This window comes from Nocardiopsis sediminis (assembly GCF_042650565.1).
Classification (GTDB): Bacteria; Actinomycetota; Actinomycetes; order Streptosporangiales; family Streptosporangiaceae; genus Nocardiopsis_B; species Nocardiopsis_B sediminis.
The window spans coordinates 826028-852211 of the sequence record NZ_JBHSBH010000015.1; the positions used below are offsets into that span (position 1 = coordinate 826028).

27 protein-coding genes are annotated in these 26184 nt (G+C 73.5%); 15 read left to right on the forward strand and 12 right to left on the reverse strand.

What is annotated here, in order from left to right; translation table 11 throughout:
- The 4 genes from ACFOVU_RS26165 to rimP all read right to left on the reverse strand — a co-directional run.
- Positions 1 to 730: translation initiation factor IF-2 N-terminal domain-containing protein (locus ACFOVU_RS26165; RefSeq protein WP_378537852.1), on the reverse strand; the 730-nt coding region annotated here is incomplete at its 3' end.
- Positions 731 to 948: 218 nt separating this feature from the next.
- Entirely contained in the window at positions 949 to 1218 is a 270-nt protein-coding gene (locus ACFOVU_RS26170; protein ID WP_378537854.1) for a YlxR family protein, read from the reverse strand.
- A 29-nt stretch (positions 1219 to 1247) separates the two neighbouring features.
- Positions 1248 to 2297 carry a transcription termination factor NusA gene (gene nusA, locus ACFOVU_RS26175; RefSeq protein WP_378538225.1) on the reverse strand — a complete coding sequence of 350 codons (1050 nt, stop codon included), beginning with the start codon at positions 2295 to 2297 and terminating at the stop codon, positions 1248 to 1250.
- 24 nt (positions 2298 to 2321) lie between these two features.
- A complete protein-coding gene (gene rimP / locus ACFOVU_RS26180; protein WP_378537856.1) occupies positions 2322 to 2804 on the reverse strand; it encodes a ribosome maturation factor RimP in 483 nt (160 codons plus the stop codon).
- A 354-nt stretch (positions 2805 to 3158) separates the two neighbouring features.
- Here rimP and ACFOVU_RS26185 point away from each other — a divergent pair, with 354 nt between their 5' ends.
- Both ACFOVU_RS26185 and ACFOVU_RS26190 read left to right on the forward strand, forming a co-directional pair.
- Positions 3159 to 3662 carry a hypothetical protein gene (locus ACFOVU_RS26185; RefSeq protein WP_378537857.1) on the forward strand — a complete coding sequence of 168 codons (504 nt, stop codon included), beginning with the start codon at positions 3159 to 3161 and terminating at the stop codon, positions 3660 to 3662.
- Positions 3662 to 4129 (forward strand): ferritin-like domain-containing protein, encoded by a 468-nt coding sequence (locus ACFOVU_RS26190; protein WP_378537859.1) that lies wholly within the window; start codon positions 3662 to 3664, stop codon positions 4127 to 4129. The genes ACFOVU_RS26185 and ACFOVU_RS26190 overlap by 1 nt, the downstream gene beginning before the upstream one ends.
- Positions 4130 to 4174: 45 nt before the next feature.
- Here the strand turns inward: ACFOVU_RS26190 and ACFOVU_RS26195 are convergent, their stop codons facing one another.
- Positions 4175 to 5926 carry a proline--tRNA ligase gene (locus ACFOVU_RS26195; RefSeq protein WP_378537860.1) on the reverse strand — a complete coding sequence of 584 codons (1752 nt, stop codon included), beginning with the start codon at positions 5924 to 5926 and terminating at the stop codon, positions 4175 to 4177.
- A gap of 73 nt (positions 5927 to 5999) precedes the next feature.
- A complete protein-coding gene (locus ACFOVU_RS26200) occupies positions 6000 to 6884 on the reverse strand; it encodes a LysR family transcriptional regulator (RefSeq protein ID WP_378537862.1) in 885 nt (294 codons plus the stop codon).
- Positions 6885 to 7035: 151 nt separating this feature from the next.
- Here ACFOVU_RS26200 and ACFOVU_RS26205 point away from each other — a divergent pair, with 151 nt between their 5' ends.
- The 4 genes from ACFOVU_RS26205 (at position 7036) to ACFOVU_RS26220 (ending at position 12261) form a co-directional block, all read left to right on the forward strand.
- Positions 7036 to 7896: an aldo/keto reductase gene (locus ACFOVU_RS26205; protein WP_378537864.1), complete on the forward strand. Its 861-nt coding sequence runs from the start codon at positions 7036 to 7038 to the stop codon at positions 7894 to 7896.
- A gap of 166 nt (positions 7897 to 8062) precedes the next feature.
- Positions 8063 to 9133: an LLM class flavin-dependent oxidoreductase gene (locus ACFOVU_RS26210; RefSeq protein ID WP_378537865.1), complete on the forward strand. Its 1071-nt coding sequence runs from the start codon at positions 8063 to 8065 to the stop codon at positions 9131 to 9133.
- A gap of 148 nt (positions 9134 to 9281) precedes the next feature.
- Positions 9282 to 10421 (forward strand): hypothetical protein, encoded by a 1140-nt coding sequence (locus ACFOVU_RS26215; protein WP_378537867.1) that lies wholly within the window; start codon positions 9282 to 9284, stop codon positions 10419 to 10421.
- Between the two features lie 214 nt (positions 10422 to 10635).
- Positions 10636 to 12261, forward strand: a complete 1626-nt coding sequence (locus tag ACFOVU_RS26220; protein WP_378538226.1) for an AMP-binding protein — start codon at positions 10636 to 10638, stop codon at positions 12259 to 12261.
- Positions 12262 to 12507: 246 nt separating this feature from the next.
- On the opposite strand, the gene ACFOVU_RS26225 is transcribed toward ACFOVU_RS26220, so the two are convergent.
- The 3 genes from ACFOVU_RS26225 to ACFOVU_RS26235 all read right to left on the reverse strand — a co-directional run bounded on the left by ACFOVU_RS26225 (position 12508) and on the right by ACFOVU_RS26235 (position 15043).
- Positions 12508 to 13224: an NADPH-dependent F420 reductase gene (locus ACFOVU_RS26225; RefSeq protein ID WP_378537869.1), complete on the reverse strand. Its 717-nt coding sequence runs from the start codon at positions 13222 to 13224 to the stop codon at positions 12508 to 12510.
- A gap of 158 nt (positions 13225 to 13382) precedes the next feature.
- Positions 13383 to 13736, reverse strand: coding sequence for a Zn-ribbon domain-containing OB-fold protein (locus ACFOVU_RS26230; RefSeq protein ID WP_378537870.1), 354 nt, complete (start codon positions 13734 to 13736; stop codon positions 13383 to 13385).
- Positions 13737 to 13837: 101 nt separating this feature from the next.
- Positions 13838 to 15043: a thiolase C-terminal domain-containing protein gene (locus ACFOVU_RS26235; protein WP_378537872.1), complete on the reverse strand. Its 1206-nt coding sequence runs from the start codon at positions 15041 to 15043 to the stop codon at positions 13838 to 13840.
- Between the two features lie 175 nt (positions 15044 to 15218).
- On the opposite strand from ACFOVU_RS26235, the gene ACFOVU_RS26240 reads away from it, so the two are divergent.
- Complete coding sequence (locus tag ACFOVU_RS26240) at positions 15219 to 15797, forward strand: flavin reductase family protein (protein WP_378537873.1); 579 nt, start codon at positions 15219 to 15221, stop codon at positions 15795 to 15797.
- Positions 15798 to 15971: 174 nt separating this feature from the next.
- A complete protein-coding gene (locus ACFOVU_RS26245; protein WP_378537875.1) occupies positions 15972 to 16820 on the forward strand; it encodes a spermidine synthase in 849 nt (282 codons plus the stop codon).
- Between the two features lies 1 nt (position 16821).
- On the opposite strand, the gene ACFOVU_RS26250 is transcribed toward ACFOVU_RS26245, so the two are convergent.
- Together ACFOVU_RS26250 and ACFOVU_RS26255 are read right to left on the reverse strand one after the other, a co-directional pair.
- The gene (locus ACFOVU_RS26250; RefSeq protein ID WP_378537877.1) at positions 16822 to 17004 is read right to left on the reverse strand and encodes a DUF397 domain-containing protein; all 183 of its coding nucleotides are present in this window, start codon (positions 17002 to 17004) and stop codon (positions 16822 to 16824) included.
- The gene (locus ACFOVU_RS26255) at positions 17001 to 17933 is read right to left on the reverse strand and encodes a helix-turn-helix domain-containing protein (RefSeq protein ID WP_378537878.1); all 933 of its coding nucleotides are present in this window, start codon (positions 17931 to 17933) and stop codon (positions 17001 to 17003) included. Before ACFOVU_RS26255 ends, ACFOVU_RS26250 begins: the two co-directional genes overlap by 4 nt.
- Before the next feature lie 145 nt (positions 17934 to 18078).
- Here ACFOVU_RS26255 and ACFOVU_RS26260 point away from each other — a divergent pair, with 145 nt between their 5' ends.
- Complete coding sequence (locus tag ACFOVU_RS26260) at positions 18079 to 18519, forward strand: ATP-binding protein (protein WP_378537880.1); 441 nt, start codon at positions 18079 to 18081, stop codon at positions 18517 to 18519.
- A 53-nt stretch (positions 18520 to 18572) separates the two neighbouring features.
- On the opposite strand, the gene ACFOVU_RS26265 is transcribed toward ACFOVU_RS26260, so the two are convergent.
- Positions 18573 to 19331, reverse strand: a complete 759-nt coding sequence (locus tag ACFOVU_RS26265; RefSeq protein WP_378537882.1) for a hypothetical protein — start codon at positions 19329 to 19331, stop codon at positions 18573 to 18575.
- Positions 19332 to 19677: 346 nt separating this feature from the next.
- Here ACFOVU_RS26265 and ACFOVU_RS26270 point away from each other — a divergent pair, with 346 nt between their 5' ends.
- From ACFOVU_RS26270 to ACFOVU_RS26295, 6 genes are all read left to right on the forward strand, one after another.
- On the forward strand, positions 19678 to 20625 hold the full coding sequence (locus tag ACFOVU_RS26270) for a DMT family transporter (RefSeq protein WP_378537883.1): 948 nt from the start codon (positions 19678 to 19680) through the stop codon (positions 20623 to 20625).
- Positions 20626 to 20758: 133 nt separating this feature from the next.
- The gene (locus ACFOVU_RS26275; RefSeq protein WP_378537885.1) at positions 20759 to 21964 is read left to right on the forward strand and encodes a sensor histidine kinase; all 1206 of its coding nucleotides are present in this window, start codon (positions 20759 to 20761) and stop codon (positions 21962 to 21964) included.
- Entirely contained in the window at positions 21961 to 22626 is a 666-nt protein-coding gene (locus ACFOVU_RS26280) for a response regulator (protein ID WP_378537887.1), read from the forward strand. Before ACFOVU_RS26275 ends, ACFOVU_RS26280 begins: the two co-directional genes overlap by 4 nt.
- A 205-nt stretch (positions 22627 to 22831) precedes the next feature.
- On the forward strand, positions 22832 to 24082 hold the full coding sequence (locus tag ACFOVU_RS26285) for a cytochrome ubiquinol oxidase subunit I (protein ID WP_378537888.1): 1251 nt from the start codon (positions 22832 to 22834) through the stop codon (positions 24080 to 24082).
- A gap of 26 nt (positions 24083 to 24108) precedes the next feature.
- Positions 24109 to 25122: a cytochrome d ubiquinol oxidase subunit II gene (locus ACFOVU_RS26290; protein WP_378537890.1), complete on the forward strand. Its 1014-nt coding sequence runs from the start codon at positions 24109 to 24111 to the stop codon at positions 25120 to 25122.
- 497 nt (positions 25123 to 25619) lie between these two features.
- Positions 25620 to 25988, forward strand: a complete 369-nt coding sequence (locus ACFOVU_RS26295; RefSeq protein WP_378537891.1) for a hypothetical protein — start codon at positions 25620 to 25622, stop codon at positions 25986 to 25988.
- Positions 25989 to 26184 lie beyond the last annotated feature (196 nt).

The following is a 26184-nucleotide window of genomic DNA, read 5'->3' on the forward strand; positions in this document are numbered from 1 at the left end:
GCGGCGGACCGCCGCGCTCACCGCCGCCGGGCCGCGGGCCGCCGGGGCCGCCTGCGGCGCCGCCCTGCGGGCCGGGCCGGGGCCCGGGGCGCGGGGCGGGCTTGGAGCCCATGCCGGTGGCCGTGGACGCGAACGGGTTGTTGCCCGGCCGGGGACCGGCCGGACGCGGACCCGGACGGGGGCCCTTGCCGCCTTCGGGGCGGCCGGAACCGCGCTCGGGACGCTCGCCGCGGTCGGGACGCGGGCCGCGCTCGGGGCGCTCGGGGCGCTCACCGCGTTCGCCGCGGTCAGGACGCTCCGCGCGCTCGGCACGGTCCGGACGCTCGGCGCGCTCGGGACGGCCGCCCGCTGCGGGGCGCTCGCCGCCGGGCTTGGGGCCGGCGGGACGCGGGCCGGGCTTGGGGCCCGGCTTGGGGGCTGCGGGCGCGCCCGCCGCGGGGGAACCGCTAGTGGGCGCGCTGGGACGCGCACCGGGCTTGGGGCCCGGGCGCGGGACCGCCGGGCGCGGACCCGCGGTGTCGGCGGCTCCACCCCCAGCAGGGCGCGGCTTGCCGCTCTTCTTGTCGGCGGAGCCGTTGTTGAATGCTTCCTTGAGTCGGCGGACGACGGGAGCCTCTATCGTCGATGAGGCGGACCGCACAAATTCGCCCATTTCAGTGAGCTTGGCCAGAACGGCCTTGCTCTCTACTCCGAACTCCTTCGCGAGCTCGTATACCCGGACCTTCGCCACTGCTCTCCTCTACCTGGTCCGGGACATGGGCTTGTGCCGGACCGTCGTTAGCTTGACGTACTCATCGCTGCGTACTCATCGAGCGCTCATCGCAATCTCGACCCGCTTCCTCGTAGTTACACAACAATGGGTCGGCCATGTACGGACATCTGTGACATGGCAAGACCCGCCGAACATATGGCCGTTACAACCATGTGACCGGCGTGATCATTCCAACCCTATCCGGATCTGCGAGCGCCTCCAACGCGAGGAGGGACATCGAGGTAGGCGGCGACACGCGAAGTGTCGAGCCCTCCCGCGGTCCTGAAGGCCCGCGGCCACACTCTCCGCCGCTCCGCGGACTCCCAGCATCGGGGGTCGGCATGGAGGTAGGCTCCCCGACCCGGACGGCGCCGCAAGGGGTCGGGTTCGACAACGCCGGAACCCGCCACCAGCCGCACCAATTCGGATTGAGCTGCCCGCGACCGGCAGCCCACGCACGTACGCATAGGGGTATGACCGGCCACGTGCACCCAGTCTAGCGCGTCGGTGCGTCGGAGGGCGCGCCGGGAGCACCGTCGTCGGCGGCGTCCCCGGTTCCTTCGGCGGCTTCGGGAGCGCCTGCGGTGCCGGGGGTCTCGGCGTCGGAGCGGATATCGATCCGCCACCCGGTGAGCCGGGCGGCGAGCCGGGCGTTCTGGCCCTCCTTGCCGATCGCCAGCGACTGCTGGTAGTCGGGGACGGTGACCCGGGCGACCTTGGCGGCGGCGTCGAGCACCTCGACCCGGGTGACCCGGGCCGGCGACAGGGCGTTGCCGACGAAGACGGCGGCGTCGTCGGAGTGGTCGACGATGTCGATCTTCTCGCCGTTCAGCTCGGCCATCACGTTGCGCACCCGGCTGCCGAGCGGGCCGATGCAGGCGCCCTTGGCGTTGACGCCGGACTTGTTGGAGCGGACCGCCATCTTGGTGCGGTGGCCGGCCTCGCGCGCGATCGCCGCGATCTCGACGGTGCCGTCGGCGATCTCGGGCACCTCCAGCTCGAAGAGCTTGCGCACGAGGTTGGGGTGGGTGCGCGACAGCGTGACCGACGGCCCGCGGTGCCCCTTGCGCACCTGGACGACGTAGGCGCGCAGCCGCTCGCCGTGCTCGTAGGGCTCGCCGGGCACCTGCTCCTGCGGGGGCAGGATGGCCTCGATCTTGCCGAGGTCGACCAGGACGTTGCGGGGGTCCTTGCCCTGCTGGATGATCCCCGAGACGATCTCGTACTCGCGCCCGGCGAACTCGCCGAGGGTGAGTTCGTCCTCGGCGTCGCGCAGCCGCTGGAGGATGACCTGCTTGGCGGTCGAGGTGGCGATCCGGCCGAACCCGGACGGGGTGGCGTCGTACTCGCCGACCACGCGCCCTTCGTCGTCGGTCTCGGCGGCGAACACGGTGACGTGCCCGGTGGCGCGGTCGAGTTCGACGCGCGCGGAGGTCTCGGTGCCCTCCTGCCGGTTGTAGGCGATCAGCAGGGCGTCCTCGATCGCCTTGACGACGAGGTCCACCGAGATGTCCTTCTCACGCTCCAGGCTGCGCAGGACACTCATATCGATATCCACGGGGCTCCCCCTCTAGTCCGCCGCGTCGACGTCGGCGTCGCGGCGGAATTCCACCTGCACCTTGCCGCGCCCCAGGTCGGAGTACTCGTATACACGATCCTGACCGTCGACCTCCAGGGTGACCCCTGATTCGCCGGCGTCCTTCACCCGCCCCTCGACCTCGTCGCCGCCCGCCAGGCGGGCCTGCACGAGGCGCCCACGCGAACGCCGCCAGTGCCGCGGCAGGGTCAGCGGCCGGTCGACGCCGGGCGAGGTCACTTCCAGCACATAGGGGGCCTTGCCCATGGCGTCGGTGGAGTCGAGGGCCGCGGAGATCTCCTGGCTGATGGTGCCGACGGTGTCGAGGTCGACGCCGCTGTCGGAGTCGACCACCACCCGCAGCAGCCGCCGCCTGCCCGCCGGGGTGACCTCGATGTCCTCCAGGTCCAGCCCGGCTTCGGCGAGGACGGGCCCCAGCAGTTCGGCGAGACGGTCATGGCGAGCCTGCGCGCCCATCAGTGATCCTCCTCGGCGGACGCCGCCCGGTTCCCGGTCGGGGTGCGGGGGCGGTCCGGCTGTGCACGTTCGTCGTCCGCGCGCCACGGTGGCGGCGGTACCGGCTCAAGGGTATCCACTGTCGGCGGCACCCCAGGCCGCAGCGCGCGGCTCCGGAGCGGGGCGTCCTTCCCGCTAGGACCACCCAGCGGGCCGCGACCCGCCGCGTACAGGTGGGCACAAAATGCGCGCCCGTCATGAAAGGATGGTGTTTCGTGCCGCATGTCCGGCCGTCGCCGGCCGCCGGCACGGTCACGCGTCACCGGCGTTCGGGGCGTCCCCCTCGTTTCTGCGGAGAATGATGAGGAGACAGGCGTGGGCCACGACCACGGCGCCGTCAGCCGCCGTACCGTCGTCGTCGGTGTGATCGCGGGACTTGCGGCCGCCGGGCTGAGCGGGTGCCAGGGGGCCTGGTACCCCAGCGAGATCAGCCCCGATGAGTACGTGCTGCGCGGGGTGATCACCGACAAGACGCGGATGATCGCCCGCTACGAGGCGACCATCGCCGCCGGTGAGGGCCCGGTCGGCCTGCTGGAGCGGTTACTCGCCGACCACCGCGCCCACCTCGACGCCTTACGCGGGCGGATGCCCGACCACGGCGGCCAGGAGCCGGAGGAGCCCGAGTACTCCCCCGGGCCCAGTCCCGAGCCGGTGCCCGATGAACCGGTGTCGGTGGCGGGGCTGCGGGTCGCCGAGCAGAGCGCGGCGGGCTCCCGGATCCTGCAAACGGCCCGGATCGGCGAATCCGGTCTGGCCCAGCTGATCGCGTCGGTCGGCGCGTGCGAGGCGGGCCACGTCCACCAGCTCGCGGAGGCATGATGGGGTCATCATCCACACCGGAGGAGTTCTCCGACACCGACGCGCTCCAGGAGGCGCTGCGCGCCGAGCACGCCGCGGTCTACGGCTACGGCTACATCGGCGCCCACTCCACGGGGGCGGGCCGGGAGCGTTCCTACACGAGCCTCGACGCCCACCGCGCGCAGCGCGACACGCTCCGCGACGAGCTGGTCGAGCGCAACGCCACACCCGTCGCGGGGGCGAGCGCCTATGAGCTGCCCGACCGCGACGACGCCGAGCTGACCGCGTTCGCCGCGCAACTGGAGGAGCAGGCCGAGCAGACCTACCTCCAGCTCGCCGCCTCGGCCGACCCCTGGCTGCGCGACCTCGCGGCGCGCTCTCTCCAGGAGGCCGTGGTCCGTCGGCTCACCTGGGGCGGATCGGTGACGGCGTTCCCGGGGTTCCCCGATGGCGAGGGGCCGCAGGCGGGCAAGAGCGAGACGGACTGACCGCCCCGGCGGGCGCGGCGCACCGCGCCGGGACGGCGGCGCGGCTCAGGCGCCCTGGACGATGCCCGCCACGTGGTCGACCGCGGAGTCCAGCGGGATCTCGGAGCGCTCGCCGCTCGCACGGTCGCGGAGCTCGACCACGCCCTGGGCCAGCCCCTTGCCGACGATGAGGCCGGTGGGGATGCCGAGCAGCTCGGCGTCGGTGAACTTCACGCCCGGGGAGACGCCCTTGCGGTCGTCGACCAGCACCCGCAGGCCGCGCGCCTCCAGCTCACCGGCGATGCGCAGGGCGACCTCGATCTGCTCGCCCTTGCCGGTGCCGATGACGTGCACGTCGGCGGGGGCGACCTCGCGGGGCCACACGATGCCCTTGTCGTCGTGGGACTGCTCGACGATGGCGGCGACCAGGCGCGAGACGCCGACCCCGTAGGAGCCCATGGTGACGCGCTTGGGCTTGCCGTCGGGGCCGAGCGCGTCGAGGCCGAAGACGTCGGCGTACTTGCGGCCGAGCTGGAAGATGTGGCCGATCTCGATGCCGCGCGCGGTGTAGAGGGTGCCCTCGCCGTCGGGCGAGGGGTCGCCCTCGCGGACCTCGGCGGCCTCGATGGTGCCGTCGGGGGTGAAGTCGCGGCCGGCGACGAGGTCGAGCACGTGGTGGTCGGCCTTGTCGGCGCCGGTGACCCAGCGGGTGCCCTCGACCACGCGGGGGTCGACCAGGTAGCGCAGCTTGTTCTGGAGCAGGGCGCCGGGGCCGACGTAGCCCTTCACCAGGAACGGGTGGGCGGCGAAGTCGGCGTCGTCGAGCAGTTCGACCTCGTTCGGCGCGAGGGCGGCCTCCAGGCGCTTGAAGTCGACCTCGCGGTCGCCTGGCACGCCGATGCCCATGACCTCCCACTCGGCCTCGCCCGGCGCGCGGGTCTTGACCAGCACGTTCTTCAGGGTGTCGGCGGCGGTGAAGGTACGGCCGAGACCGGCGGCGTTGAAGTGGTCGACCAGGGTGGCGATGGTGGGGGTATCGGGGGTGTGGTGCACCTGGGCGGCGGGCAGGCCGTCGAGGGGCAGCGCGGGCGGGACCGGGGTGCGGACGGCCTCGACGTTGGCGGCGTAGGCCGACCCGGTGCTGCGGACGAAGGTGTCCTCGCCGGTGGGGGTCTCGGCCAGGAACTCCTCCGACGCCGAACCGCCCATGGCGCCCGACATCGCCGACACGATGACGTACTTCAGGCCCAGCCGGTCGAAGATCCGGATGTAGGCGCCGCGGTGCAGGTCGTAGGAGCGCTGGAGGCCTTCGTCGTCGATGTCGAAGGAGTAGGAGTCCTTCATGTGGAACTCGCGGACGCGCAGCACGCCGGCGCGGGGGCGGGCTTCGTCGCGGAACTTCTCCTGGACCTGGTAGAGGATCGCGGGGAAGTCCTTGTAGGAGGAGTATTCGCCCTTGACCAGCAGGGTGAAGAGCTCTTCGTGCGTGGGGCCCAGGGCGTAGTCGGCGCCCTTGCGGTCGACGAGGCGGAAGAGGCTGTCGCCGTACTCGGTCCACCGGCCGCTGGCGTCGTAGTACTCGCGGGGCAGCAGCGCGGGGAGCAGGACCTCCTGGCCGCCGATGCGGTTCATTTCGTCGCGCACGACCGCGGCGATGTTGTCCAGGACCATCTTGCCGAGGGGCAGCCAGGAGTACACCCCGGGTGCCGCGCGGCGCACGAACCCGCCGCGCACCAGCAGCCGGTGGCTCGGCACCTCGGCGTCCGCCGGGTCCTCGCGCAGGGTGCGCAGGAACAGGTTCGACATCCGCAGCAGCACGGCCACTCCTCGGTACGTACAGGATCGGGTGGGATGCGAATCGGTGGCGATTCGCGTGGAGAGGGGTTCCAGGCTAGCGGCACTGGGGGGCGCTCGCAGCGGTGACCATCCCCAGCAGTGCGCGGGCCGCGGTCCCGCTGCCGGCGGCCGCGGTCACGGCGGTGGTGCGCCACGGCTCGGCGTCGGCGATGGGCACGAACACGGCGGTGGCGTTCTTGCCGCGGAAGTGCTCGGGAACGATGGCCACGCCGAGCCCGTAGGCCACGAGTTCGAGCAGCGTGTGGACGTCGTTGACCTCCAGCTCGACGCGGCGTTCGACGCCGTGGGCGGCGAGCATCCGGTCGGCGGCGCCCCGGGTGCCCCAGGAGTCGGTGAAGTCGACGAAGGGGGACCCGGCGAGGTCGGCGAGGCGCACCTCGGACCGGGCGGCGAGGGGGTGATCGGGCCCGCAGGCCAGGACCATGGGCTCGGCCGCGAGGGGGGTCAGGTGGAGGCCGTCGCCGCCGCGGCCGTCGTCGGCGGTGAAGGCGAGGTCGAGGGTGCCCTGCCGGACGCCGTCGAGCAGCGCACCGGAGCCGTCCTGCTGGAGCCGGATCTCCACACCGGGGTGGCGGGCGCGGAAGTCGGCGAGGACGCGCGGCACGTCGAGCCCGCCGAGGCACTGGAGGGTGCCCACGCGCAGGGTGCCGCGCAGCAGGCCGCGGACGGCGGCGACGACGTCGCGGGCGTCCTCGGCCTTGGCCAGCGCCTGGCGGGCCTCGGGGAGCAGCGCGTGGCCGGCGTCGGTGAGCTCGACCCGGCGGGTGCTGCGGACGAACAAGGGGGCGCCGAGTTCGCGCTCCAGCGAGCGGATGGACGCCGAGAGGCCGGACTGGGCGACGAGCATGCGCCGCGCCGCCCTGGTGAAATGGCGTTCCTCCGCCACGGCGACGAAGTACTGTAGCTGCCGCAGTTCCATATTGATCACCTGAAGCGAACGCCGCGATCGGTTTCTTCTGTTGGACAGCTTAAGCGTCCGCGGCCAGGCTGGTGACACGCCGCGCACGGCGGGGGACCGCGCACGCCGCCGGCGGCCTTTCGCATCCGTTCGACTGGGGAGACACCGGCATATGCAGACGCGAAACATCGGCCAGCGGTCCGTGAGTGCGATCGGGCTGGGCGCCATGCCCATGTCCATCGAGGGCCGCCCCGAGCGGGAGCGGTCCATCGCGACCATCCACGCCGCGCTCGACGCGGGGGTCACGCTGATCGACACCGCGGACGCCTACCACCTCGGCCCTGAGGACATCGGGCACAACGAGTCGCTGGTCGCCGAGGCGCTGGCGGCCCGCGGCGCCGACGCCTCGGAGGTCCTGGTCGCGACCAAGGGCGGGCACCTGCGCCCCGGGGGCGGCACGTGGACGCTCGACGGCAGCCCCGAGCACCTGCGCGCCGCCTGCGAGGATTCGCTGCGCCGCCTGGGGGTGGAGGCGATCGGCCTCTACCAGTACCACCGGCCCGACCCCGAGGTGCCGTTCGAGGAGTCGGTGGGCGCGCTGGCCGTGCTGCTGGACGAGGGCAAGATCCAGGCGGCGGGGATCTCCAACGCCGACCCGGGGCAGATCCGCCTGGCCCACGAGGTCCTGGGCGGGCGCCTGGTGTCGGTGCAGAACCAGTTCTCGCCGGGGTTCCGGTCCAGCGAGGCCGAGCTGGAGCTGTGCGGCGAGCTGGGCGTCGCCTTCCTGCCGTGGAGCCCGCTGGGCGGGATCTCGAGCGCGGGCGCCCTGGCCGACCGCCACGCGCCGTTCGCCGAGGTCGCGAAGGCGCACGGGGTGAGCCCGCAGCAGGTGTGCCTGGCGTGGATGCTGGCGAAGGGCCCGCACGTGGTGCCGATCCCGGGGTCGTCCCGGCCGGAGACCATCCGCGACAGCGCGGCGGCGGCCGGCCTGGAACTGTCGCCGGAGGAGCTGGACCTGCTCGACGGCGAGTAGAACGGACTGACAACGGCCGGTGCCCGTGCGGGGCGCCGGCCGTTGGCGTTGCCGGAGGCGGGCCGGACCTGCGCGGATGTGACGCTGTTGTCGGCCGGGCATCCTGCTGTTACGCTACCAAGCGAACGCTTGGTTGTTATTGTCGGCACGGGACTTCGGAGGCGCGATGCCGTCGCTACGGGTCGGCCTGGGCTACGAGGTGGAGGTGCGCGGCCGCACCCGCGAGGTCGAGCAGCGCGCGTTCGCCGACGTCCTGGCCCAGGTGGAGCTGGCGGACGAACTGGGCTACGAGGCCGCCTGGTTCGTGGAGCACCACTTCACCCGCGGGTTCTCCCACTCCTCGGCGCCCGACCTCATCCTGGCCGCACTGTCCCGCACCACCCGCCGCATCCGGCTGGGCCTGGGTGTGGTGCTGCTGCCGTTCCAGCCGCCCGTGCGCACCGCCGAGCGCGTCGCGACACTGGACGTCCTCTCCGGCGGCCGGGTCGAGTTCGGCACCGGGCGCGGCGCCTCGCCCCTGGAGTACCAGGCGTTCCAGCGGCCCTTCGAGCACTCGCGCCGGATCTGGGAGGACTCGCTCGACGCCGTCCTGGAGATCTGGCGGGCCGACGGCGCCCCGGTCAGCATCGACAACGAGTACTTCAGCGTGCCGGGCGTGGGCGTGTACCCGCGGCCGGTCCAGGACCCGCACCCGCCCGTGTGGGTCGCGTCGACCAGCCGCGCCGGCTACCTCGCGGCGGCGCGGCGCGGCTGGAACCTGCTCGGCATGACGATGCTCAAGGGGCTGGACGACGTCGCCGACGACATCGCCGCCTACCGCGAAACCCTGGCCGAGGCGGGGCACGACCCGGCCGCGCGCCGGGTGGCGCTGATGATCCCCTGGCACGTGGCCGCCACCCGCGCGGCTGCCGTCGAGACCGCGGCCGACGCCGTGCTCTGGTACATCCGCCGCCAGGTCAACCTGGTCACCCCGCCCGGCTACTACGACGCCCGGCACGCCACCCACCGCGTCCTGGGCCAGCTCGCCGCGGGCATGGCCCCCGAGGAGGCCCTCGACACCCTCTGCCGCCACCGCATGGTCGTCCTCGACGACCCCGGGGGCTCCCGCAAGGCCCTGGAGGAGATCCAGGCGGCCGGGGCCACCGACCTGCTCCTCCAGGCCCAGGTGGGCGGCCTCGCCCACCACCACGTGTGCGACTCCCTCCGCCTGTTCCGCGACGAGGTGATGCCCCAATGACCACGCGCTTTCCGGCGGCCCCGGCGCCGCCCGTCCCTGGTGCGCATCTCGGGACGGCGTACGGCCGTGCCGCGGCGGTGCACCACCGCGCCCACCGGCCGGGGCGGGCCCCGGACCACGTGCGGAGCGAACCCGAGGGCGGTGACACATGACCGCCACCCCTCGGATCCGCGCGGGGACCTCGTGGCTGCGGTGCGACGCCCGCGGAGGCCCCGATGCCCGCGGCCGTCCCGACGACGCCCCGTCCGGCCCCGGCCTGCTGCTGGTTCCGCCCGGGGGCGGGCCGGCGGCCGTCCTCTCGGCTCGGGATCGGGCGGCAGGGGTGGCCGTGGCCGCGCAGACCCTGGCCGGGGCCGGGATCGGCTCCGGGGACCGCGTGGTGGCGGCGCTCAACGACGACGGCGAGCCGACCGGCGGGCTCCTGGCCGAGGCCGCCGTCGCGGCGGGCGCCGCGGCGGCGTCGGTCGGCCCGCGCGGGCGCATGCGGCTGCTGCGCACCCTGGAGGCGGTGGGGGCGACCGCGCTCGCCATCACCCCCACGGGTGCGATGGACCTACTCGCCCGGCTGCACCTGGAGTTCCTGGCCGACCCGCTGGACCTGGGGCTGCGGCGGCTGCTGCTCGTCGGGGAGATCACCGGCGAGGCCACCCGGCGCCACCTCGCCGCCGAGTTCGGCGCCGAGGTGACCGACCTGTTCACCGACCCGCTGCTGCACGTGGCCATCGCGCACCGCGGCCCCGGGGAGCCCGGCTTCACCCCGGCCGCGCCGGGGCTGCTGGGGCTCGCCCCCCTCGCCGAGGACACGCTGCTGGCCGCCCCCTATCCGGCGGGCGCGGCGGAGATCGTCACCGCGCCGGCGTGGCACACCGGCCTGGCCGGCGCCACGGTGCGCACGGGCCTGGTGGCAGTGGCCCCGGACGGCGCCCCGGCGGTCCCGCCGCCCGCCCACACCGTGGGCGACGAGGTGCTGGTCCGCGGCCGCCGGGTCGCGCTGCCGGGGCTGGAGCGCGCCCTGGCCGGGATCGACGGCATCGCCCACTGGGACCTGTGGCTGCGCCGGGAGGGCACCCTGGATACCGCGACCCTGCGCGTGACCTTCACCCGGGGATCCCTGGTGGCCGACCCGATGTGGCGCTCCCGGATCGAGCAGAGCCTCACGGACCTGTCCCCCGTCCGTATCGGCGTCCAGATCGAGGAACACCCCGACACCGAGCGACGCCCCGCCACCGTCACCGACACCCGCGGCCACCACCTCGGCCGCGACCGCACCACCGCCTGCCCGCCCTGACCACGCACGCGTGAGCCGTTCCGCCGGGCTCTCCATAGCGGCCCGGAAGCGGGCCGCCCAGCAGGCCTCGCCGAGGTCCTGGCGGCGGTCCAGGAAGGGAGTGACCGATCCCGTGTCCGCGGACCCCCTGCCCCCGGACGGCGCGGATGCCGTCGATGCCGCGACGGGCGGCGAATTCTCGCCGGTGCCGGAGGGGTGGACGTCGCTGCCCCGGATGCTGCGGGCCCAGGCGCGGGCGCGGCCCGGTGCCGTGGTGGTGGCCGACGACGGCGCCCGCCTCACGCTGGCCGGCCTCGCCGACCAGGCGCGGCGGGTGGCCCGGGCGCTCATCGCGGCCGGGGTGGGGCCCGGCGACCGGGTGGCGCTGCTGGCGCCCAACTCCGCGCAGTGGGCGGCGGCCGCCTTCGGGTGCTGGGACGCCGGGGCCGCGCTCGCCCCGCTGTCCAGCCGGTTCCGCGGGATCGAGGCCGCCGACCTGCTGCGGCGCACCGGCGCGCGCGTGCTCTTCACCACCGAGCACTTCCTCGGCACGTCCTTCGTCCGGCTGATCGCGGATGCGGCGGGCGGGCCGGCGGACGACGGCCGCCCCTTCGCCGGCCTGCCGGAGCTGCACCGCGTGGTCCTGCTCGACGCCCACCCCGGCGACCCCGCCGCCGCGCTCCCGGGCGTGACCGCGTTCGCCGCGTTCACCGCAGCGGGCCACGGCGTCGACCCGGCCGGCGCCGAACGGCGCGCGCTGGCGGTGGCCGGCGACGACCTCGCCGAAGTCCTCGCGACGTCCGGCACCACGGGCGCTCCCAAAGGCGTGCTGATCCCCCACGCCCAGCTGCTGCGCGGGTACTGGGACTGGTCGGCCGTCGTCGGCCTGCGGGAGGGCGACCGCTACCCGGTCATCGCCCCGTTCTCGCACGGGTTCGGGGTCAACGCGGGCCTGCTCGCCGGGGTGATGCGGGCGGCGCTGCTGCTGCCGCAGGCGGTGTTCGACCCCGGACGGCTGCTGCGCCTGGTCGAACGCGAGCGCGTGACCGTCCTGGCCGGGCCGCCGACCCTGTTCCACGGCCTGCTCGACGGCGCGGAGGCCGGGCACGACCTGTCGTCGCTGCGCGTGGGGATCTGCGGCGCCGCGTCGGTGCCGCCGGAGCTGATCCGCCGCCTGCTCGGGGTCGACCAAGGGGCGGAACTCGCCGGCGGGCGGCGCGGCGGCCTGGTCCGCCGGATGATCAACGCCTACGGGCTGATCGAGGGCACGGTGGTGTCGATGACGCGGGCGGGCGACCCGGTGGACGTCATCGCGTCCACGGCCGGGCGGCCCATGCCGGGGGTCGAGGTGCGGATCGTGGACGACGCCGGTGCCGCACTCCCGGCCGGGGAGCGCGGGGAGATCCTGGTCGGCGGGTACGGGGTGATGCGCGGCTACCTGGGCGACCCCGGCGGCACCGCGTCCGCCGTGGACGCCGCGGGCCGCCTGCACACGGGCGACATCGGGGTCCTCGACGCGGCCGGGAACCTGGCGGTCGTGGACCGGAAGAAGGACATGTTCATCGTCGGCGGGTTCAACGCCTACCCGGCCGAGATCGAGGCGCTGCTGCTGCGCCACCCCGATGTCGCGCAGGCGGCGGTGGTGCCGGTGCCGGACCCGCGGCTGGGCGAGGTGGGGTGCGCGTTCATCGTCGCGCGCAGGGGCCGTGGAGTCTCCGCGGACGGGCTGACAGAGTGGGCACGGGGGCACATGTCCAACTACAAGGTGCCGCGGCGGGTGGTGATCGTCGACGCGCTGCCGACGGGTCCGACGGGCAAGACCGACAAGCCGGCCCTGAGACGTAGAGCGACGGGCGGCTGAAGCGGGGCCCGGTCCCGGCTTCGGCGGCGGCCGGGCGCCAACCGGCGGGATACCGCCCGGACGGTGCTCAGGAGTGGCCCTGGGTGCCGCCCCGAGAGCTCACCGATTCGCACAAGCCGCCTCTCCGGTTTTCCTGACATCTATGTCAGGTCTCAGGGTAGTGCCCTGTACGCGACCTGGCCCTGGACGGAGAGGAGAGACGACGGCCTCCGCCGACAAGACCGGCGAAGGCTCCGTTGCGAACCGTCAGAAGGTGCGCCCGGCCACCCTCACCCGTTCGCTCTCCTCCAGTGCCGCGCGCAGCTCCTCGGCCGGCACCGGGGCGGCGGGGGCCTGCATCATCTGGTCGAAGGGCACGTCCGGGTCGGCGAGGTAGATGTGGGTGTAGGCGCCGGACTCGGGCTCGAAGCGCCAGCTCTGGGCCACCGTCCCGGCATCGACGGTGTCGAAGCCGAGCCGGTCGATCAGCTTCGCGGCCCGTTCCTTGGCACCGGTGTCCTCGCCGGCGATGGGCAGGGCGCTGCGGTCCGCGGCCCCCGCGGGACGGGCGAGCTGGGGGATGTGGTGGGCCATGATGTTGTTGAAGGCCTTGACCAGCAGGGCACCGGGAAGGAGCCGCTGGGCGAGTTCGGTCGTGGTCAGTTCCTCGGAGTCGAGTTCGGCGATCCGGCCGTCGCGGTGGGGATAGTAGTTGCCGGTGTCCAGCACGGTGCGGCCCCGCAGCAGCTCGGCCGGAATGGATCCGTAGGCGGACAGCGGGATGCTGAGCAGGGTCGCGTCCCCTGCGCGGGCGGCCTGCTCCACGGTCGCGGCGGTGGCGCGCGGCCCCAGCTCTTCGACCAGTCCTGCCAGGCTCTGCGGGCCGCGCGAGTTGGCGATCACGACATCGATGTCCGCCGCCACCGCCAGCCGCCCGACCGCGGCTCCGATGTTTCCGCTGCCGATGATCCCCAGAGTCGACATTGCCGGTACCTCGTCCTCTCCCTCGTTGTGACCGCACGGCACCCGTGCGCCCGTGGCGCAAGAGCCACCCGGCCACGCTAGGACCTGACATCAGTGTCAGAGGCAAATCGGCGCCGTGTGAGGCGTGTCCGGAGGCGAGGTCGATCGCAGGCAGGCCGTCAGCGCGGCGCCCAGTCGATCAGGGTGAGGTCGGCGTCGGCGTCGGTGAAGACGGCTCGGACCGGAAGTCCGGCACGGAGGACGCCCGGGTCGGCGGCCGCCGCCAGCCCGCCCCAGCACCACAGACCCGGTGCGTCGTCGAGGCGGACGCGCAGGACGGTGTACGGCACCAGGCCGGCGAAGGCCGGGTGCACCGCGCGGTGGGTAGTGGTCCACGCGTCGACGGTGCCGGTGCCCAGGGCGGGGGTCCAGGCCCAGGCGAAGGACCGGCACCGGCCGCAGACCTCCCGGGCGGGGTGGCGCAGGGCCGCGCAGTCGGTGCAGCGCTGGAGGGGGAAGGTGTGCTCGCGCACGGCCCGCCACCAGGCGGCGGAATCGCGGTCGGCCGCCGGGTGCGGCCGCTGCCGATCCGGGGGGCCGGCGGGCGCCCGGCCGCGCGGCGGCCCGTCGCCGGTCACCGGGCCGCCGTCAGCAGCAGCGCCGACGTCCCGGCGAGGACGTACCCGGGCTGGGCGGTGGACAGCGCGACCTCGGCGCCGGGGACCTGCCCCTCGCCCGCTTCCCCGCGCAGTTGCAGCACGGCCTCGGTGATGTGGTTGATCCCGTGCACGTAGCCCTCCGAGAGGAATCCGCCGTGGGTGTTGACCGGCAGCCGGCCGCCGGGCGCGGTCGCCCCGGACTCCACGAACGGGCCGCCCTCCCCCTTGGCGCAGAAGCCGTAGTCCTCCAGCTGGACCAGGACGGTCCAGGTGAAGCAGTCGTAGAGCTGGGCGACGTCGATGTCGGCCGGGCCCAGCCCGGCCATGGCGAACAGGCGGGGGGCGAGGCGGGCGGCGTAGGAGGTGGTGGTGTCCGCTGTGGCGGGCGGCTCCCCCGCGGTTCCCGAGGAGTAGGTGGAGTGGCCGCCGCCCCAGGCGGCCCCGGTGATGTGCACAGCGGGGCGGCGGAGGTCGCGCGCCCGTTCGGCGGAGGTGACGACGACCGCGCAGGCGCCGTCGGTCTCCAGGCAGCAGTCCAGGAGCCGGAACGGCTCGCTGATCCAGCGCGCGCCAAGGTAGTCGGCCATGGTGATGGGGGTCCGCTTGAGCGCGCGCGGGTTGCGGGCGGCGTTGGCCCGCTGCTGGATCGCGACGCGGCCGAGCTGTTCGTGGGTGGTGCCGTAGGCGAGCATGTGGGCGCGGGCGAGGAGCGCGTAGTGCTGCACGGGCGCGATCAGCCCGTAGGGGGCCTGGTACTGGAGGTCGAATGCGCCCGCTGGGGCGCGGCCCGCCCCGCCCATGCGGAACTCCGACCGGGCGTTGATGGCGCGGTAGCAGACGACCGTGTCGGCCATGCCGGTGGCGACGGCCATGGCCGCCTGGCCGATCACCGCGTGCGAGACGCTGCCGCCGCCGAACTGGTCCAGGTACCAGGCGGGGTCGTCGATGCCGAGCGCCGGGCCGACCACCCACGGCGGGCTGGAGTCGCCGACGCGGTGGGTGGCGATGCCGTCGACGTCGGCCGCGCCGAGGCCGGCGTCGTCGAGCGCGGCGAGGATCGCCCGGCAGGCCAGGGTGGTGGTACTGACCCCGGAGTCGGTGCTGAAGGGCGTGTACCCGACCCCGGCGATCGCGGCGGCGTCCCGCATCCCGCTCCGCGGGGTGGGGACCTGTGGTCGCATCGGGCCTCCACATGCCGGGGGTCTTACCGTCGACTCCATACCGAACAAGCGCTTGCTGTCAATCATCCAACTCGAAGCAGCCAAGACGCGCCCGCACCCGGCGTCGTTCAGGATCCGGGTGTAGAGTAGGCAAACCAAGCAAGCGCTTGGCTGACCGCGAGAGGGGGCGGCGCTCATGTCGAACGGCGACCGCGCCGGAGCACACCACACCGCGATCGCATCGACCTATGGCGCACGCGACCCGGCGCGCGCCGACGGGCACATCGACCCGCGCCGGTTCCGCGACCTCCTGGGACACTTCGCCACCGGCGTCGTCGCCGTCACCGGGTACGACCCGGCCACCGGGCGGCCGGTGGGGCTGGCCGCGAACTCCTTCACGTCGGTCTCGCTCGACCCCCCGCTCGTGGGGTTCTGCGTCGCCCACACCAGTTCGAGCTGGCCGCTGCTGCGCCGCTCCCCCGGGCTGGCGGTCAGCATCCTCGGCGCCGGCCAGGAGCACGTGTGCCGGCGCCTGGCCGCCAAGGGCGGCGACAAGTTCGCGGGGCTGGAGACCGCGTGGTCGCCCCTCGGCACCCCGATCATGTCCGGGGCGCTGGCCTGGATCGACTGCCGCGTCGACGCCGAGCACCGGGCGGGCGACCACGCCATCGTCGTCGCCCGCGTCCTGCGCCTGACACCAGGCGACACCACCCCCGAGGCCGCGCCGCTCGTCTTCTACCGCGGCGCCTACGGCGGTTTCCTGCCGCCCGCGTGACCCGGCCGGGTGTCGGGTCGGTCCCGTCGTCCGTACGCCCCGTGCCCTGGCCCGGCTCCCGGCAGGCCCCGTCATCCGCACGTCCCGAGGGCCGGGCGGACCGGTCCCGGCGGCCCCCTACGCTGGAGACGGACCGGGGCGCGGGCCCGGCAGAGAGCGGTGATCGGGGGGCGCATGCGCGGGCGGAACAGGGACACCACCACCGCGGCCGACGGGCGCCCGGAGGTCGAGCTGATGCGCGACGCCGACCGGCCCGACTCCTGGCTGCTCGTGGTCGACGGCACGCCGCAGTCCCACGTCGACCTGTCCGACCCCACCCACCTGGACTTCGAGTACATCCGCCGCCTGGGCCACGTCGCCGACCTCATGGCCCCGCCGGGACAGGCCGTCGATGCGCTCCACCTCGGTGCGGGGGCGCTGACCCTGGCCCGCTACATCGCGGCGACCCGGCCCGGTTCCCGCCAGCGCGCGGTCGACATCGACGCCCGGCTGGTGGAGCTGGTCCGCGGGTCCCTGCCCTGGGACCGCAGGGCCGACATCCGCGTCGGCATCGGCGACGCACGGATCTGGCTGGGGCAGCGCCGCACGGACTCGGCCGACCTGGTGGTGAGCGACGTCTTCGCGGGCGCGCGCACCCCGGCGGCGCTGACGTCGGTGGAGTTCTACACCGAAGCGGCACGCGTGTTGCGGCCCGGCGGGGTCATCGCCGCCAACATCGGCGACGGCGGCCGCCTACGCCACGCCCGCGCCCAGGTCGCCACGGCGGCGGAGGTGTTCCCCTATGGGGCGCTCATCGCCGAGCCGGGCGTCATGCGCGGCCGCCGGTTCGGCAACCTGGTGCTGGTGGCATCGGCAAACAGGCTCCCCACCGACGACCTGACCCGCCGAGCCCACCGCGACCCCGACATGGCCCGCCTCATCTCAGGCCCCGAACTGGAACGCTTCGCCGCGGGCACACCACCGGTCCACGACGCGGGCGCCCTCGATTCCCCGGCGCCTCCGGACGACGCGTTCGTCCGCTAGGTCACAACGTGTCGATGTCACTCAAGAGGGCCCGCCACTCCGGCGCGGAGAACTCCAAGGTGGCATGTCCTCGGTGCTGGGTGTCCCGGATCGCAGCGCCGCCGGTGGATGTGTAGGCCGCTTCGACACAGGTGTCGGCCTTGCTGTAGCTGGCCTTGTGCCACGTGCTGGCGATGATGTTCATCTGACCTCTTCTCGTGCCTTCTCAATCAGGGAACGCGACGGATCCGGAGGAAGGGCGAGCGCCCGGAGGTCTCCCCAGAGCGAGACGTGCTCTTCCACGGTTTCTCTGGCGACGACCACGCCGCCCATCGCACTGGACTCCTGGTAAAGCACCATTCCCGCCTCGGGAACCTTCAGGAGACGGAACCCTCCGACGAGGCCGGGATGGTTCCACGTGGGATGCGGGATGATCAAGATCTCCACCCGTTCCCACGTCGACACTTCCCGCAGATAGTCCAGTTGCTCCTTCATAATCTCAGGCGTGCCGAGCAAGCGGTACAGCACGGTCTGGTCGAGGACCACCCGCAGGAACGGGGGATCGTCCTTCAGCAGGATCTCCTGTCGTTTACTCCGCGCCCGCGCCTGCGCCTCCACCTCCGCGGTCAAGGCGGTCCGGTCAGCCACCCGAATCGTCGCGAACGCGTACCCCTGTGCCTGCAAGATCCCCGGCACCAGCAACGGATGGTAGTCGTGGATTTCGACCGCCCGCCGTTCCATCTCCGGAACCTTGCGGTACCAGTCGGGCACGAGATGGCCGTCTTGAAGGCTGCGCCACAGACGGACCAAGTGTCCATCGCCCTTGAGGACGGCATCCAGGCGTTCGGCTTGTTTGAGTTTGACCGACTTATTCCCCAGTTCCACTCCACTGACGGTGGACTGCGCCATCGGAATGCACTTCGCCAGCTGCGTCTGTGAAATTCCAGCTTGGAGGCGCAGCCTCCGCACTGCACCACCGAACTTATCGTTCCCGTTATCACTTTCTATCGCCATGAACAACCTCCCATCGCGAAGCCATTCTTCCGTATTCGAGATCAGAGCAGTAGATCCCAGCTGGAAGCGATGGATGGACTCTAGCGAATATTCGATGCGAGCATCAATTTCGAGGGTCATCGAGCACGAAAATCAGCCCTCGAACCATGGACATTCAGGGAGGAAACATCATGAACCCACGGGGAATGCAATCCCAGAAATGGGATCACCGGAAGACGCGGTCGCGTCGGATTCGCCCCTACCTCTTCCGATTCGAGGGGCGGTAATGGCGGTGTCCTACGAACAGCGGTTCCCGGGCTGGGCCGACCAGATTCGCAAGGCGCGGGTGTGGACCGACGAGATCCTCTCCTCGCATGAGGGGTTCGAGATCCCCGAGGACACGATCGCCTCCGCCGTCCTCCTCGTCTCGGAGGCGACGACCAACGCCGTCCGCTATACCGCCAGCGGGCGCGGGGGCGTCTTCACGGTCACGTTGAAGATCGACACCCGCCGGATCATCATCGAGGTCGACGACGAGGGGTGTCCCGCCGGCGGGACACTTCCCTTCATCCGGCCCCTCACCCCAATGGCGCAGCACGGGCGGGGTATGACCCTGGTCGACTACATCGCCGACTCCTGGGGGCCGCTGCCGAAGCCGCGTACCGGTGTCGTCTTCACGCTCACCTGGCGGTCCGCCAGGTCCCGACGGGCGACGTCCGTCGCCTGAAACCGGCCGGAATCCCCCCGCCCGGGGCCACCGCGCCGTTGGTGGCCCCGGGGTCAGTACGCCGGGAGTTCGTGGTCGAGGAGGAAGGTGAACTCCTTGTCCTGGCGGAGCTGGACGCCGCCGCCCGGGTCGGGGCGGGCGGACATCCCGCGGAGCTTGCCCTCGCGCCACCACAGCATCTGGTCCACGAAGAGGTCGCCGTCGGCGAGGCTCATCGCCGTGTTGAACAGCAACGAGATCAGCGGGCGCGAGCGCTGGCTGCGCAGCACCGCGTACAGCAGGGTATTGCTGTTCGGCATCATCAGGATCGCACCGAACGGCATCGGCTCACGGACGATCTCGGGCAGCCGCATCACGTGCGCGGCCCCCGGCCAGCCCTGGCCCATGACGGCGCAGACCAGCGTGTCCGCGTCGGTCTCGAAGGTCCGCACGTCGACGGGCTCGTAGGCCATGTTGGCCAGCGCCATCCCCCACAGGTCCGCCTTGGTGCACCCCCACCGGTGCGTGTGCCGCTTGTCGAGCAGCACCGACTTCGAGGGGTCGGGAAGGCGGCGCACGATGAGCGCCGTGAGCCCGGGGTTCACCGAGTAGGCGAGCTTATCGGTGCCGAGCGTGGAGGGGTCGTTGTTCATGATGACGCGCAGGTTCAGCCGCGCCTCGTCCAGCGACTCGTTCTGGAGCGCCTGGATATCGATGTGGGGCGTCGGCGCGGGCGGCGGCCCCTGGGGCGGATACGGGCCGGGAGGGTGGCCGTTCGGTGGCCCGTAGGGCTGGGGCTGGCCGTAGGCGGGACCGTAATAGGGGTAGCTCATTGCCGGACTGTTCGCTCCTGACTGTGGGGAGGAGGCCCGCCGGTGCGGAGGGGGACGGGCTGCTCTTGCTTGGACGCACGGCCCGGTGATCGCGTTCCGCATCGGGGGCGGGCGGATCACCGGCATCGAGCACCGGGCGCGCCCCGGGAACCCGCGGCTGTTAGTCTCGGCTCCATGGTCCACCAGACTCGGCTGTTCGTCACGCCCCCGCCCCGGATCTGACCGGGGCGTCACCCCGCGCCGCTCGACCGGCGCGGCAGCGCAGCGCGCGCATTCTTCGATCGCATCCGCGTGACGTCCCGGCGCCCACGGTTCCCCTTTCCGTGCCGACGTCGGAGTCCCTGTCATGTCCCGAACCATCCCGGCCGTTCCGGCCGCCGCTTCGCCTGTGTCCGCGCAGCGGGGCTTTCTCCTGCTCATCACCGCCGGCGTGCTGTGGGGCACCGGCGGGCTCGCCGGCCACCTCCTCCAGGACGTGTCCGGCGTCCCCTCGCTGGCGGTGGCGACCTACCGGCTGCTCCTCGGCGGCCTGCTCATCACCGCCTTCCTGGGGGTGTCGGGCCGGCTGCGGCGGCTGCCGCTGACCCGGCCGCTGCTGGCGCGCCTCGTCCTGAACGGCGTGCTGCACGCGGTGTTCCAGAGCCTGTACTTCGCCTCGCTCGCGCTGGTCCCCGTGGGGCTGGCCACCTTCGTCAAGATCGGCAGTGTCCCGGTGTTCGTCGCCATCGGGATCTGCCTGGGGTCGCGGTCCCTGCCGGCGCGCCGCCTGGTGGTGTCGGTGCTCCTGGCCGTCGCCGGGCTCGCGCTGCTCGCCGGGTTCCCCGGCGCCGACGCGTCGCCCGCGCGGCTCGCCGCCGGCCTGGGCTGCTCGCTCGGCGCGGGCCTGGTGTTCTCGCTGATGACGCTGGCCAACCGCAAACCGGTGGCGGGGCTGGACCCCCTGGTGAACGTGGGCCTGGGGCTGCTCGTCGGCGGGGTGCTGCTGGCACCGGCCGGTGCGGCGGCGGGCTTGGCGGTTCCGGCCGACGCCCTTTCGCTCGGCCTGCTCGCGTTCCTCGCCCTCGTCCCGACGGCGCTGGCCTACCTCGCGTTCTTCGGCGGGCTGCGCACCGCCTCGGACACGGCGGCCGCGGTGGGCGGCATCACCGAGCCGCTGACCGCCGCGGTGCTGTCGATGGTCCTGCTCGGCGAGCAGATGACCGCGCTGGGCGCCGTCGGCTCCGCGCTGCTGGTGGCCGCGATGGGCTCCGACGCGGGCGCCCGGGCGCTCGAGAGGCGGCGGGCCCGCGGCTGAGGCCGTCCGCGGCCTTCGCCGCACCGGTGTCCTCGTCACGGCCGGGGGTACTCCGCTCGGAGTACCCCCGGCCGGTGCGGACCCTCCCCGGGGAGGACGCGCCACCACCACCGCCGCGGCGTACCTTCGTGTCATGACGTCCCGCCTCCGCCTGCGCCCCACCCGCGGCGACACCGTGGCCACCGCGGTGGCCGCCGTGCTGGCCGTGGGGTCCTCGGTGCTGGCCGAGTTCGGGGTCGGCGACCACACGGGACGCCCGCTGATGCCGTGGGGCCTGCTGCTGATAGCGGTGGCGGTGCTCCCGCTGCTGTGGCGCGACCGGCTCCCGGTGGCCGTCGCCCTGGTGAGCACAACGGCGACGACCGCCTACTACCCGATGGCGTTCCCGGACGGCGCGCTGGGGGCGGTCGGGGCCTACACGCTGTTCCGTGCGGCGGTCGACGGCCACCGGTGGCAGGCGTGGCTCCTGGGCTGTGCCCAGTCCCTGGTGATCGGGGGGTGGGAGTCCCTCGCCTACGGCCTGCTCCGCCCCGGGGCGGCGCTGGCCATGCTCGCCTGGATGCTCGTGGTCCTCATCTCCGCCGAGGCCGTGCGCAGGCGCAATGAGTACCTGGCCGCCGAGCGCGAGCGGGCGGAGGAGGCCGCCCGCACACGTGAGGAGGCGATCCGGCGGCGCGCCGCGGACGAGCGCGTCCGGCTCGCCCGCGAGGTCCACGACACGGTCGCGCACAACATCTCGCAGATCAACGTGCAGGCGGGCAGCGCGCTGTACCTGATCGACGCCGAACCCGAGCGGGCGGCCGAGGCGCTGGCGATCATCAAGCGGACCAGCAGGGAGACGCTGCGGGAGCTGCGCGCGACGCTGAACGTCCTGCGCACCGTCGATGAGAAGGCGCCCCGCTCGCCCGCCCCGGGCCTGGACGGCATCGGCGAACTCACCGAGGGGGCACGGAGCGCGGGCATCGAGGTCCGCGTCGCCGCGACGGGTGGCCGCCGCCGGCTGTCGGCCGGTGTCGAGGCCGCCGCCTACCGCATCGTCCAGGAATCGCTGACCAACGCCGTGCGCCACTCCGGCGCGGCCACCGTTACCGTTGACCTGGCGTTCACCGCCGCGGGGCTGACCGTGGAGGTGCGCGACGACGGCACAGCGAGCGCCGGCGGCTTCGCCCCGGGCAACGGCATCGCGGGGATGCGGGAACGCGCCGCGGCCCTGGGCGGCACCCTGGACGCCGCCCCGCACCCCGCCGGGGGCTTCGCCGTCCGGGCTACCCTGCCCGACAACGGCGCCACCGCCGCCCCGCCCGAGCCCGTGGGCTCCCTTGAGGATGGAACGACATGATCCGCGTCGCCCTCGCCGACGACCAGGCCCTGGTCCGCGCCGGTTTCCGGGCGCTGCTCGACAGCGCGCCCGACATCACGGTGGTGGGCGAGGCGGCCGACGGCCGCGAGGCCGTGCGCCTGACCGCGGCCGAGCGGCCCGATGTCGTGCTGATGGACATCCGGATGCCCGTCCTGGACGGGCTGGCCGCCACGGAGCGGATCCTCGCCGATCCCGGCCTCGGCGGGGTGCGCGTCGTCATCCTGACCACCTTCGACCTGGACGAGTACATCTTCGACGCCCTGCGCATGGGCGCCAGCGGCTTCCTCGTGAAGGACACCGAGCCCGAGGACCTGCTCCAGGGGGTGCGGGTGGTCGCCCGCGGCGATGCGCTGCTGTCGCCCAACGTCACCCGGCGGCTGATCGCCGACTACGCGCGCCGGCCCCGCCGGCCGGAGCAGGTGGTGCGGCTGGACGGCCTCACCGAGCGCGAGCGCGAAGTCCTCGCCCTCGTCGGCGCCGGCCTGTCCAACACGGAGATCGCCGAGCGCCTGGTGGTCAGCCCCGCGACCGCCAAGACCCACGTCAGCCGCGCCATGGTGAAGCTCCAGGTGCGCGACCGCGCGCAGCTCGTGGTGATCGCCTATGAGAGCGGCCTGGTGACACCGGGGTGGGTGGACTGACACCGGTCGCGGGCGGCCCGGCCCGGGGATGCCCCGGAGCCGGGGCCGGGGACACCCCGGCCCGCCCCCTACACCTCGGGGCGTAGGCCAGGGCGGGCGCCCGCTCCACCCGGGGTAGCCGCGAAGCCTTCCCGTGGGCGACGCCCTGGGGGCACCCGGGCGATCAGGATCGGGGCATCCGAGTCCGCCCGACCGACGAGGCCCCATGTTCGACGATCCCCTCCTCCTTGCGCGATTGCAGTTCGCGTTCACCGCGAGCATCCACTACCTGTTCGTGGCGCTCACCCTGGGGCTGGCCCCGTTCATCCTCGCGAGCCAGTTCAGCGCCACCGTGCGCCGCGACGAGGCGCGCATGCGCGCGGTCCGGTTCTGGGGCGGCCTCTACGTCGTGAACTACGGCATGGGGGTGCTCTCGGGCCTGGTGATGGAGTTGCAGCTCGCCACCAACTGGAGCGGGCTCAGCGACACGTTCGGCTACGCGTTCGGGGCGCCGCTCGCGGTCGAGACGATGGGTGCGTTCTTCATCGAGTCGACGTTCCTGGGGCTGTGGATCTTCGGCTGGGACCGCATGGGCCGCTGGGCGCACCTGGCCTGCTTCGCCGTGGTGACGGCCACCGCCTACGCGTCGGCGTACTGGGTGCTGGTCGCCAACGGCTTCCTGAAGAACCCGGTGGGCTTCGAGATCAACGACGGTGTCGCCGAGCTGACCGACCCGGTCGCGCTGGCCGCCAATCCGAGCGCCCTGCTGGCGCTGGCGCACATCGCCAACACCGCGCTGATCGTCGGCTCCCTGGTCATCGCGGCCGTCAGCGCCTACCACCTGGCCCGCCGCAACGACCCCGACGGCATGTTCGGCCGCGGCATCCGGCGCGCCGCCCTGGTCTTCGCCCTGTCCGTGTTCCCGGCCTCGATCACCGGCGGCGTGCAGTTCGCGTTCTCCGAGGACGGCCCGCCCACCAGCGGGCTGACCTACACCGCCGAGGAGATCGCGGCCATCGAGGGCGCCTACGAGCAGGGCGGCGGCGTCGCCACGGGCATCGGCACCGCCGGGGAGGTCTTCATGACGCTGAGCTGGCTGCTGATGACGATGCTGAGCGTGGTCATCCTCGTCGTGTGGCTCTTCCGCGGGATCGACCGGTGGCGCTGGTTCCTGTGGCCGATGGTGTTCACCCCGTTCCTGCCCTACCTGGCGAGCATCGGCGGCTGGATCTACCGCGAGACCTCGCGCCAGCCGTGGGCGGTCGTGCACCACCTGACCACCGCCGATGCGATGACCGACATGTCACCCGCCATGGCCGCGGTGTCGTTCTCCCTGTTCACCGCCGCCTTCGCGGCCCTGGCGACCATCACCTTCTGGCTGCTGGTGCGCTTCGCGCGGCGGGGCCCGGACGGCGGCCCGCTGGCCCCGGCACCGGAGCGAGACGCCGATCCCGCCGTGCCCGCCCACACCTTCTAGCCCGGCTGTCCGAAGGAGACGACCCCATGGAGATCCTCGCCGTCCTCGTCCTCACCGGTCTGGTGGTGGGCTACTTCGTGCTCGCGGGGTGCGACATCGGGCTGGGGATGCTGATGCCCTACCTGGCCCGGACACCGGGTGACCGGCGGCGGACCGTCTCGGCCATCGCCCCCTACTTCCTCGGCTCGGAGGTGTGGCTCGTCGGCGCCGTGGGCGTGGTGGCCGGGCTGTTCCCCGAGCTGAAGAGCGGGGTGATCGTGGAGCTGTGGCCGGTGTTCACCGCCCTGCTGGCCGGCTGGCTGCTGCGCGACGCCGGCCTCTGGTTCCGCGGCAGGGTCGATGCGGCCGGATGGCACGGCGCGTGGGACACCGCGATCACGGCCGGGAGCTGGGTGCTCGCGGTGTGCTGGGGGCTGGTGATCGGCGGGCTGCTGTCGGGCGGTGCGCCGCTGGACCCGTTCTCCCTGGTGTGCGCGGCGACGATGGTCGCGCTGTTCGCGCTGCGCGGTGCGGCGTTCGGTGCCGAGCGCCTGGTGCCGCCGCCCGGGGCCGAGCCGCGGGCCGCGCTGCGCGGCGCCCTCCCGCCCGCACGGGGCGGCCTTGCCGTGGCGCGGCGCGAGGCGGCCGTGAACCCGGCCGAGTGCGCCGATGTCGCCGGGCAGGCCACGCGGGTGCTCGCCCGGGTGGCGCTGGGCGGGACGGTCCTGGCGGCGGGCGCGGCCCTGCTGCCGGGGGCCGCGGCGGCGCTGGAGCGCCCGCAGGCCGCGGCGGCCGCCGCGGTGGTCGTGGGGGTGGCCGTCGCCGCGACGGCCGGGCTGTCGGGGCCGCGGCTGTCGCGGCACACCTCGGCGGTGGCGATCGCGGTGCCGCCGCTGCTGGTCGCCGCGGCGGTGGAGCTCCCGGTCGTGGCCGCCCCGGCGGGCACCCTGGCCCTGGTGGTGTTCGCGCTGGCGCCCGTGGTGCCGTTGATGATCGCGGGGCAGGTGTGGCTGTACCGGATGCTGCGCCGGCCGGCGCCGGTGTCGGGCTTCTTCGCCTGATCCCCGCCGGGCGCGGATGACGGGTTGGGCGGCGGCGATTGGTGATCTCCCTTGGCGGGAATCCCCACTTCGGTGCCGGGAACACGCGCCTCGCGCCGTGCCCGCGCCGCGTGTCGGAACCGAGGAGGGACCATGATCCAGTCCGTGCCCGCTCCCCCCGCACCCGGCGGCTGTAGCTGCGGCTCCGGCTGCGGCTGCGGATGTCAGAGTGGCGGTTCGTGCAGCTGCGGCGGAAGCTGCGGCTGACACCGCCGTCGATGCTCCGAGGTGACCGCCGCGGCGGTCTCCGCCTCCCGCGTACGGGCCGCTCCCACGCCCCCGGGGCGGCCCGTACGCATGTCCCGGGGCAGGGCCGGAAGGGGATCCGGACCGGCCTTCGACGCGTCCGGGTCGACACCCTCCCCCCGACTACGACGATCGGTTACTCAACGTGTACTGTGAGTAGTCAGTGGTGTGGTTGGACTCGGAGCGGCCCCGCGCGGCAAGGGGGAATACCGATGTCGGTCTCGGACATGTTCGCGTCCTCGATGGGGCGCCTCGACGACCACCAGCGCCTGCGGCTCTACGTCGAAGGCATCCGCGATCGCGCCGACAAGGCCGTGCCGTGGGCCCCCGATACCGTCGGCATCCCCCCGCAGGCCGGTGAGAACGCCCTGCTGCGCATCAACGACGTCGCGTTCTACGCCAACGCGCGCGACGAGGTCACCGCGCTCGCCGACTTCTGCCTCAGCCTGCTGGACCTGCACCACCCCCGCGACTGCGGCGGCGTCTCCAGCGCGGAGGCGCCCGCGGCGCTGCGCTGCCACTCCTGCATGCTGCGCTGGCCCTGCCCGTCGGTGCGCGAGCTGGCGCGGCTGCTGGCCTGAGGGCCGGGCTCCGGCGCCGCCGCCCGCCCGGCGCGGGCCGCGCGGCGCATCGTACGGCGCTCCGTGCGGCGCGTCACCGGTCGTCCACTTGAACAAGCGATTGGACGCTGCGGCCATAATGGCGAGGGTGAGTACCAACAGCCACGACACCACCGCGGCCTCCGGCCAGGCGCCGGCCCCGGCGGGGGGGGGCGCC